Annotated in this window: 5 protein-coding genes and 2 rRNA genes (1 of these 7 running past the window's edge); 6 read left to right on the top strand and 1 reads right to left on the bottom strand. The window is 33.7% G+C overall.

Annotation, left to right across the window (positions count from 1 at the left end):
• The 3 genes from Ollyesu_RS02265 to Ollyesu_RS02255 form a co-directional block, all read left to right on the top strand.
• Nucleotides 1-1,925: ribosomal RNA gene (locus Ollyesu_RS02265) — 23S ribosomal RNA — on the top strand; it begins 896 nt to the left of the window's first position.
• A 102-nt stretch (nucleotides 1,926-2,027) separates the two neighbouring features.
• Nucleotides 2,028-2,134: ribosomal RNA gene (rrf, locus tag Ollyesu_RS02260) — 5S ribosomal RNA — on the top strand.
• Nucleotides 2,135-2,571: 437 nt separating this feature from the next.
• Nucleotides 2,572-5,010, top strand: a complete 2,439-nt coding sequence (locus tag Ollyesu_RS02255; protein ID WP_279302185.1) for a helix-turn-helix domain-containing protein — start codon at nucleotides 2,572-2,574, stop codon at nucleotides 5,008-5,010.
• Between the two features lie 54 nt (nucleotides 5,011-5,064).
• Here Ollyesu_RS02255 and Ollyesu_RS02250 read toward each other — a convergent pair whose 3' ends face one another.
• Nucleotides 5,065-6,207 (bottom strand): acyl-CoA dehydrogenase, encoded by a 1,143-nt coding sequence (locus Ollyesu_RS02250; RefSeq protein ID WP_279302184.1) that lies wholly within the window; start codon nucleotides 6,205-6,207, stop codon nucleotides 5,065-5,067.
• Between the two features lie 93 nt (nucleotides 6,208-6,300).
• On the opposite strand from Ollyesu_RS02250, the gene Ollyesu_RS02245 reads away from it, so the two are divergent.
• The 3 genes from Ollyesu_RS02245 (at nucleotide 6,301) to Ollyesu_RS02235 (ending at nucleotide 9,614) form a co-directional block, all read left to right on the top strand.
• Nucleotides 6,301-7,377, top strand: a complete 1,077-nt coding sequence (locus Ollyesu_RS02245) for an anhydro-N-acetylmuramic acid kinase (RefSeq protein ID WP_279302183.1) — start codon at nucleotides 6,301-6,303, stop codon at nucleotides 7,375-7,377.
• Between the two features lie 82 nt (nucleotides 7,378-7,459).
• Nucleotides 7,460-8,113 carry a hypothetical protein gene (locus Ollyesu_RS02240; protein ID WP_279302182.1) on the top strand — a complete coding sequence of 218 codons (654 nt, stop codon included), beginning with the start codon at nucleotides 7,460-7,462 and terminating at the stop codon, nucleotides 8,111-8,113.
• Entirely contained in the window at nucleotides 8,106-9,614 is a 1,509-nt protein-coding gene (locus tag Ollyesu_RS02235; RefSeq protein WP_279302181.1) for a hypothetical protein, read from the top strand. The genes Ollyesu_RS02240 and Ollyesu_RS02235 overlap by 8 nt, the downstream gene beginning before the upstream one ends.
• Nucleotides 9,615-9,636: the final 22 nt, after the last annotated feature.

The following is a 9,636-nucleotide window of genomic DNA, read 5'->3' as shown; positions in this document are numbered from 1 at the left end:
ATTGGATGCGGGGGCTTCACCGCCTACCAATTCCTGACAAACTCCGAATGCTATAAAATGTTAATCAGCAGTGAGGGCATGGGTGCTAAGGTCCATGTCCGAAAGGGAAAGAACCCAGACCATCAGCTAAGGTCCCAAAATATATGTTAAGTTGAAAAAACGAGGTTGAACTGCTTTGACAGCTAGGATGTTGGCTTGGAAGCAGCCATTCATTTAAAGAGTGCGTAACAGCTCACTAGTCGAGCGGTTCGGCATGGATAATAATCGGGCATAAACATATTACCGAAGCTATGGACTTTTAAAAGTGGTAGGGGAGCATTGTAGTGGCGTTGAAGGTGTGCTGTGAGGCATGCTGGAGTAGCTACAAAAGAAAATGTAGGCATAAGTAACGATAATGCGGGCGAGAAACCCGCACTCCGAAAGACTAAGGTTTCCTCAGCTATGCTAATCAGCTGAGGGTTAGTCGGGACCTAACGCGAACCCGAAAGGGGTAGTGGATGGACAACAGGTTAATATTCCTGTACCTGCTCACACTAAAAGTGACGGAGGCGAATAGTTAGTGCGTACAGACGGAATTGTGCGTTGAAGAGAGTGGTAACACCTCGATAGTACACTAAGACTACGGTCGCGGTGATAATCTAGCGAATCGACTTCCAAGAAAAGCAAGTGAAGCAGCCCGTACCCTAAACCGACACAGGTAGTTGGGATGAGAATTCTAAGGAGCTCGAGAGATTCATGGCTAAGGAACTAGGCAAAATAGACCTGTAACTTCGGGAGAAAGGTCGCCATCCTTCGGGATGGCCGCAGTGAAAAGGTCCAGGCGACTGTTTATCAAAAACACAGGGCTATGCTAAATTGAAAGATGATGTATATGGCCTGACACCTGCCCGGTGCTGGAAGGTTAAGTGGAGTTGTTAGCTTAGGCGAAGCAATCAAATGAAGCCCCAGTAAACGGCGGCCGTAACTATAACGGTCCTAAGGTAGCGAAATTCCTTGTCGGGTAAGTTCCGACCTGCACGAATGGTGCAACGATCTGGACACTGTCTCAGCCATGAGCTCGGTGAAATTGTAGTATCGGTGAAGATGCCGATTACCCGCTGTGGGACGAAAAGACCCCGTGAACCTTTACTATAGCTTAGTATTGGCTTTGGATAAGTAATGTGTAGGATAGGTGGGAGACTTTGAAGTGGCGTCGCTAGGCGTTGTGGAGTCATTGTTGAAATACCACCCTTTGCTTGTCTAGAGTCTAACCCACAATGTGGGGACAGTGCTTGGTGGGTAGTTTGACTGGGGTGGTCGCCTCCAAAAGAGTAACGGAGGCTTCTAAAGGTACCCTCAGCACGCTTGGTAACCGTGCGTAGAGTGCAATGGCATAAGGGTGCTTGACTGAGAGACCTACAAGTCGATCAGGTTGGAAACAAGAGCATAGTGATCCGGTGGTTCCGCATGGAAGGGCCATCGCTCAAAGGATAAAAGGTACTCCGGGGATAACAGGCTGATCTCCCCCAAGAGCTCATATCGACGGGGGGGTTTGGCACCTCGATGTCGGCTCGTCACATCCTGGGGCTGGAGAAGGTCCCAAGGGTTGGGCTGTTCGCCCATTAAAGTGGCACGCGAGCTGGGTTCAGAACGTCGTGAGACAGTTCGGTCTCTATCTACAGTGGGCGTTAGAAATTTGAGTGGATCTGACTCTAGTACGAGAGGACCGAGTTGGACTAACCTCTGGTGTATCTGTTGTTCCGCCAGGAGCATTGCAGAGTAGCTACGTTGGGAAGGGATAAGCGCTGAAAGCATATAAGCGCGAAACCCACCACAAGATGAGATTTCTTTAAAGGGTCGTGGGAGATGACCACGTTGATAGGCTATAGGTGTAAAGGCAGTAATGTCATAGCCAAGTAGTACTAATAACCCATAGACTTATTGTACGCCTGTTTTTTATAGAGTATAAAATATTATTTTCATGAATCATTTTTTCAATATGTTATTATATACGGTCAAGTAGGTAAAACTACATACACCGAAAGATTTAAGGTGATTATAGCGATGGGGCTCACCTCTTACCATTCCGAACAGAGAAGTTAAGCCCATTTGCGCCGATGGTACTGCATTGTGGGAGAGTAGGTCGTCGCCTTTTTTGAAAGCCCTTCATAGTTAATATGAAGGGCTTTTTTTTTATATAAAACTTATTTTAATGGATTTAAAGAGTATTTATTTTGCACTTCTAGCTGTTCAGTTAACCTTATTTTGTCTATATCTAAATTTTATTCCACAGTTTTGGAAAATATTTTCATTGTCTTTTTATTTTTATGAATATTTAACCTATTTATTCTTACTTACTCTTTTTACCTGTGTTGTTTTTTTTATTATGTCTTTAGGTTATTTAATATTAGTTACTTTCACAAAAGAAAATAATGAACCAAATATTGTTTTTTTAATGACTAATAATAAATATTCATTATCGAGATCAAAAAAGTTTTTAATTGATTCTTTTATTATTTTCATAATTATATGTTTATTTTACATTTATTTGGATGGTTTAGTTAGTCAAAGTTTGCAAAACTTTAATATGTAATGCGTACGAATAAACAATTAGATTTAGCTTGGAATTTTGTAAATAATACAGATAGAAATATTTTTTTGACAGGTAAAGCCGGTACTGGAAAAACCACTTTCTTACACAAGTTAAAAATGAAATCTTTAAAAAGAATGGTTGTTGTAGCTCCAACTGGTGTTGCTGCAATTAATGCTAAAGGTGTCACGATACACTCGTTTTTTCAGATGCCTTTTGGTCCTATTTTACCTAATGAAGATTTGGGAAGTAATTCTGGTTTTAATAGAAAGTTTAATAAGACTAAAATCAATATTATTAAATCGCTTGATTTATTAGTTATTGATGAAATTAGTATGGTTCGTGCTGATTTACTCGATGGTATTGATAAAACGTTACGCAGATTTAGAAACAAAAATAAAGTATTTGGTGGTATTCAATTACTGATGATTGGTGATTTACAACAATTATCTCCTGTTGTTAAAGACAATGAATGGCATTTATTAAAACCATTCTACAAAAACGCGTTCTTTTTTAGTAGCTATGCTTACCAAGAATGTAATGCTGTTACTGTTGAATTAAAACATATTTATAGACAGGATAACCCTAAGTTTATTGACATACTTAATGAGATTAGAACAAATACATTGTCAGTATCTTCCGCTGAAGAATTAAATAAACGTTACAAACCTGATTTTGAGCCACAAGAAGATGAAGGTTATATTTCACTTACAACGCACAACAATAGAGCTGAGCAGACTAATAATGCTGAACTAGATAAGTTAAAGGGAAAGACTTATAAATATTCGGCTAGCGTTGAGGGAAAGTTTCCTGAATTTTCATATCCTAATAAAAAGGAATTAGTCTTGAAAGTTGGCGCTCAAGTGATGTTTATTAAGAATGATAGTTCAGTTGAAAAACGCTATTTTAATGGAAAAATAGGAAAAGTAATATTGCTTGATAAAGATGAAGTGGTCGTTAAATGTCCAGATGATGAGTTTAACATAATAACAACTCCAGAAGTTTGGGAAAATATAAATTACACAGTAGATAAAGACACTCAAGCCATCACAGAAAACAAAATAGGCTCTTACACACAAATGCCTTTACGATTAGCTTGGTCTATTACTATTCATAAAAGTCAAGGGTTAACTTTTGAAAAAGCTATTATTGATGCTCAAGGCGCTTTTGCGCATGGTCAAACATATGTGGCTTTAAGTAGATGTAAAAGTTTAGAAGGGTTGGTGTTGAAAAGTAAAATAACATCTAACCAGATTATATGTGATAGTAATGTCATTTCTTTTAATAAAATGGCTGAGGAAAATCAGCCTGATGAAACCATCTTACAACAATCTAAGTCTGAGTTCCAACTAAATTTAATTTCAGAATTATTTGACTTTTATAAGTTTTTATATCCTGTTGGGCGTATTTTGGATATCTATTATAAAAATAGAGGAAGCATTGAAGGTAACGTAGAAGCACCTTTAATTACCATTAAAGATTGTGCTACAAATTTATTAAAAGTTGGAAATGCTTTTAAGGTGCAATTGAGAGAGCTTTCAGAAATCACTTTAACTCCAGAATCTTCAAAAGAAGTACAAGATCGTTTTAAAAAAGCAATAGCATATTACCAAGCACAAACAGATGCTAATATAGTTTCGCCTTTTAAAAGCTTCGGTTTTACTACAGATAATAAAGCTATAGATAAAGATATTACTAAGCAATTAGAGACGCTTGAAGAATTAATTTCGACTAAACAGCTGTATTTATCAAGTTTATCTGATGGTTTTAAAGTCAATTCATTTTTAGAATTAAGAGCTAAATCTGTTTTCTTGGCTAAAGAAAAACCTAAGAAATCTAGAAAAAAAGTCATAGACGGAACAACCAATGTTGAATTATTTGAATTACTACGTGAACTAAGAAACAACATTGCTAACGACAAAGATTTAATCCACTATCAAGTATTTACACAAAAAGCTTTATATGAAATGTGCGAAACCTTGCCTACCAATAAAAAGGAACTTTTAAACGTCAATGGTTTTGGTAAAGTACGTGTTGAAAAATACGGAAGCGAAATCTTAAAAGTAATAAGAGACTATTGTGATGAAAACGATATTGAGACCTCTAAAGATGTCGAAATATTTGAAGCAACAAAACCAAAAAGAAAAAGAGGCGACACCAATAGAACCTCTTTAGACTTATTTAAATCTGGAAAGACAATAGAACAAATCGCTTTTGAACGTGATTTAAATATCAATACTATTATTGGACACTTAGCAAGTTTTATACCTTCAGGAGATGTTAAAATAACAGATTTAATTTCTGAAAAACATTATAAAGAGTTAAAAGAATTAATACCAAAACACACTTTTCAAAATCTTTCAGATTTAAAACATCAAATAGATGATAAATACACGTATGGTGAGTTACGGTTAGTTTTAGACGAATTATCTAGACAATAAAAAAGGCTTTAAATTTAATTTAAAGCCTTTTTGTGTTTAAAGTTAAAATACTGTTTATCCTTTTATTACTCCTCTAGAAATTACAATTTTTTGTATTTCAGAAGTCCCTTCATAAATCTGAGTAATCTTCGCATCACGCATTAATCGCTCAACATGGTATTCTTTTACAAAACCATTTCCACCATGGATTTGTACAGCTTCAACCGTTTGTTCCATCGCTACTTTACTAGCATATAACTTAGCCATAGCACTTGCCATATCATAATTATTACCTTGATCTTTATCCCAAGCAGCTTTCATCACTAACATACGTGCAGCCTCAATTTCGGTGTACATATCTGCTAGTTTAAAAGCAATAGCTTGATGGTTACATATTTCTGTACCAAAAGCTTTACGTTCTTTACTGTATTTTAGGGCTAATTCGTAAGCACCAGATGCAATACCTAAAGCCTGTGCAGCAATACCTATACGTCCACCAGATAATGTTTTCATAGCAAACTTAAATCCAAAACCATCTTCACCAATTCTGTTTTCTTTTGGCACTTTTACATCATTAAATTGTAAAGTATGTGTATCACTTCCTCTAATTCCTAATTTATCTTCTTTAGGTCCAATATCAAAACCAGGAGTTCCTTTTTCAACAATAAAAGCATTAATGCCTTTATGTCCTTTATCTCTATCTGTTTGTGCTATAACTAAATAGACATCACTTCGTCCACCATTAGTAATCCAGTTTTTTGTTCCATTAATCACATAATGGTCACCTTTATCAATTGCTGTAGTTTTTTGTGATGTTGCATCACTACCAGCTTCAGGTTCACTTAAACAAAAAGCTCCAATTTGTTCTCCAGTAGCTAACTTGGTTAAATATTTTTGTTTTTGCTCCTCAGTTCCATAGGCTTCAAGTCCGTAACATACTAAAGAGTTGTTTACAGATACCATAACAGAAGCAGATGCATCAATTTTAGATAATTCTTCCATAATTAATACGTAAGAAATAGAATCCATTCCACTTCCTCCATATTTAGGATCAACCATAATTCCCATAAATCCTAAATCTCCCATTTTCTTAACTAACTCATTTGGAAAAGTTTGAGTGTTATCACGTTCTATAACTCCAGGAAGTAATTCGGTTTGAGCAAAATCGCGAGCAGCATCGCGAATCATGATATGTTCTTCAGTAAGGCTAAAATCCATAATTTATATTTGACTGTTGATATAATAAAATTTTCATGCAAAGATAAGTCTTTATTAGGATTTTTTCAATCGTTATAGTTATTTTTACAGAATATGATAAAAACGAAGTATGATGTTATTGGTGTCATGTCAGGTACGTCTTTAGACGGAATAGACCTAGCTTACATTTCATTTATAAAAAATGACAATTGGAACTTCAAAATAATACATGCTAAAACCATTTCTTATCCAGAACATTGGGTTAAAAAATTGAAACATTTAACTGGTTTCTCTCAATCTGAACTATCAAAAATCGATAAAGATTACACAAATTATCTAGCACAAATTATTAACCAATTTATACAAAAGCACCAAATAACTAGTATTGATGCTGTTTGCTCACATGGACATACAGCTTTACATCAACCACAAAATGGTATAACAAAGCAAATAGGCAATTTACCACAATTAGCCACTTTAGTTAAGCAAACTGTTGTTTGCGATTTTAGAGTTCAGGATGTAGAGTTTGGAGGTCAAGGTGCACCATTGGTACCAATAGGTGATAAACTACTATTTAATAAATATGATTGGTGTTTAAACTTGGGTGGTTTTGCTAATATTTCCGCAGAGATTAATAACAACAGAATTGCTTTTGACATTTGTCCAGTCAATATTGTACTAAATAAATACGTTGAAAATCTAGGGTTAAACTATGATGATAAGGGTAATATCGCTAAAAGCGGAAAGCTTAATATCCAATTATTAAATAAATTAAATAGTTTGAGTTTTTACAGCCAGATACCTCCAAAATCTCTTGGTTTAGAATGGGTAGAACAAAAAATTTTTCCATTAATAAATAGTTGCAATATAAATACAGAAGACATCTTGCATACATTTATTAAGCATATAGCGTTTCAAATTACCAATATTATAAACCAGACAGAAAAAACTTCAGTCTTAACAACTGGTGGTGGAGTTTTTAACGTGTTTTTAATTGATGAAATTCAAAAGTTAACTGACAATCAGATTGTGATTCCTTCAAATAAAATTATAGAATTTAAGGAAGCATTAATTTTTGGTTTTTTAGGAGTTTTAAAATTGCGAGGAGAAACTAATTGCTTAAAATCTGTAACAGGAGCTTTAAAAGATCACTCTTCAGGTAAAATTTTTAGTTTTAACACTTCAAAATGAATAGATTAATTACTTTTGACAACTTTGGCTTAACTTTTGTAAAGCCTAATGCAAACATTACAATAACTAAACAGATTAAAAAATGAAACACGTATTACTAGTATTAGCCTTAATTTTTTCTAGCGCAACTTTTGCACAAGATATTGATGATAACTGGGAAGAGTTGTCAGAAAAATTACCAGGATATGTTATAACTAACAAAGGTGAAAAAATAGAAGGTTATCTTAAACGATTTTTAAAAATAAAAAGTCAACGTAAAGTAAAATTCTTCAAAACATTAGATGATAAACCAGTAGTTTATAATGCTAAAGACTTAAAAGCTTACCAAATTGCTGATGATTATTATGAGTCGCATCCCTATGAGGGATTAAGCGGAAAAACCAAAGTGTTTTTATTAAGAGTACTTGAAGGTAAAATTGACTTATTTGAATATTATATAAGAGTCGAAGATGATCAAGGAAAAGAAATTACAATCAAAGACGATGGTACAAAAGAAATTATTTTAGACTTTGATGGTACCAAAATCCAAACCGAAACGCTTGCGGTTAAAGATGGAAAAGATTATTTAAAATTTGCTTCTCCAAAATTATTATTTAGCTTCAAAAACATCATGAGTAAATATGTAAGCGACTATCCTGAATTAGCAAAAAAAATAAAGAGTAAAGAAAAAGGATATAGAGTATTAGGTATTCTTAAAATTATAAATGAATATAACACTCATTTTGAAAATGAATAAAATTAAATTTTTTTTATGTAGTGTTGTGTTTTTAACAGCAACGTTATCTATACAAGCACAAAACGCAACATTTGAGTGGTCAGATTTAATAAGTAACACTAAAGTTGGATTGCAAAATCCAACTTTAGTGTTTCCTAACGCTTCTGGATTTACTACCTATACAGTAGAGAAACAAGGTACTCAAGTTTTTGCTCCAGAATCGGTTTTTATAACCAAATTTAACGCTAATGGTGATGCAGGAAAAACTTTAGATTTTTCACTTCCAAAAAGAGCATTAAAAGATGCAACATTATTAAAGATTATTGAGGGAGAAGATAAACTTTATGTTTTTTCATTTATTGCTGTAAAGAAGGATAAAAAAAATGTATTGTACGCTCAGGTTTATAATAATACTTCAGGAGAAGTGTCAGAGACCAAAGAAGTATACACATTGCCAATTGAAAAAGTCAATACCTCTGGTTTTTTTGGAGTCCAGATTTCAGAAGATAGAAACACTATTGCTGTTTTAGTCAATAAACCTTTTATTAAAAAAACAAAAGAAAGTATTGAAGTGGTCATTCTAGATGCAGATTTAAATACTATTTCAAATTCTGAACATATATTGTCTTTTGATAGTGAACGTGCTTACAGAGAAGAGCTTTTTGTGGGTAACGACGCAACTGTTACTATTGTTAAAAAGACAGATATCTTTAAAAAAGAACCAATTACATCAGCTATAACTATAACAGGAGATGCAATTTCTGAGCAACAAGTATCTGCAAACGAGTTTTACATTTCTGATAACAGGGTAGTAACCATAAAAGGTAAACAATATTTATTAGGCTTTGCAACAGATAATGCTAAACCTACAGTGTCTATGGGTGGAGCAAAAGATAAAAGCTTCTTTATTTATAATATCACAGATCAAAAACTAATTAAAAATCAAGAGTGGAATCCTGAGATTACAAAACGAATTTTAGGTAAAGGCTTTATAGATTTAAAAGTAAAAGACATTGTTGTTCAAAATGATGAAATCTATTTAATTGGAGATCGATTTTCTGAAGAAAGTAAACCTATTCCTGGACAAAACTTTGAATATAATTACACCTACAATTTTGGTCCTGGCGTTGTTGTTAAGTTAAATACCAATGGAGATGTGGCTTACGATAGTTATATAAAGTATGACGAAGAATACAAAAACCACATGCAGCCATTAGGATCTTTTAAACCGTTTATTAGAGATAATATCATATATTTTTTCGCAAACGAAAAAGTATCCATTTTAGAAGAGAAAAAAATAGTTTTTGGATGGAAAAATATCAATGCAAAAGCAATAGTTACTAAAAAACTAGAAAGTGATGGAAGCTTATCTATTGAGGCTTTTAAAAGCGGAATTGTTGGCGGAAAAGAAAATGTAGTAGATTTTGCGCCTACTAAAACTATTCAGTTGGATGACAATACGTATTATATTTATGCTTTAGGCAATAAATATCAAGCATTTGGAAAAATGACAATAGAATAATTCTTAATTTTTTTTTATTACA

Source organism: Olleya sp. YS (assembly GCF_029760915.1).
Classification (GTDB): Bacteria; Bacteroidota; Bacteroidia; order Flavobacteriales; family Flavobacteriaceae; genus Olleya.
The sequence above is the reverse complement of the archived record's forward strand: the minus strand, read 5'-3'. Positions and strand labels throughout refer to the sequence as shown.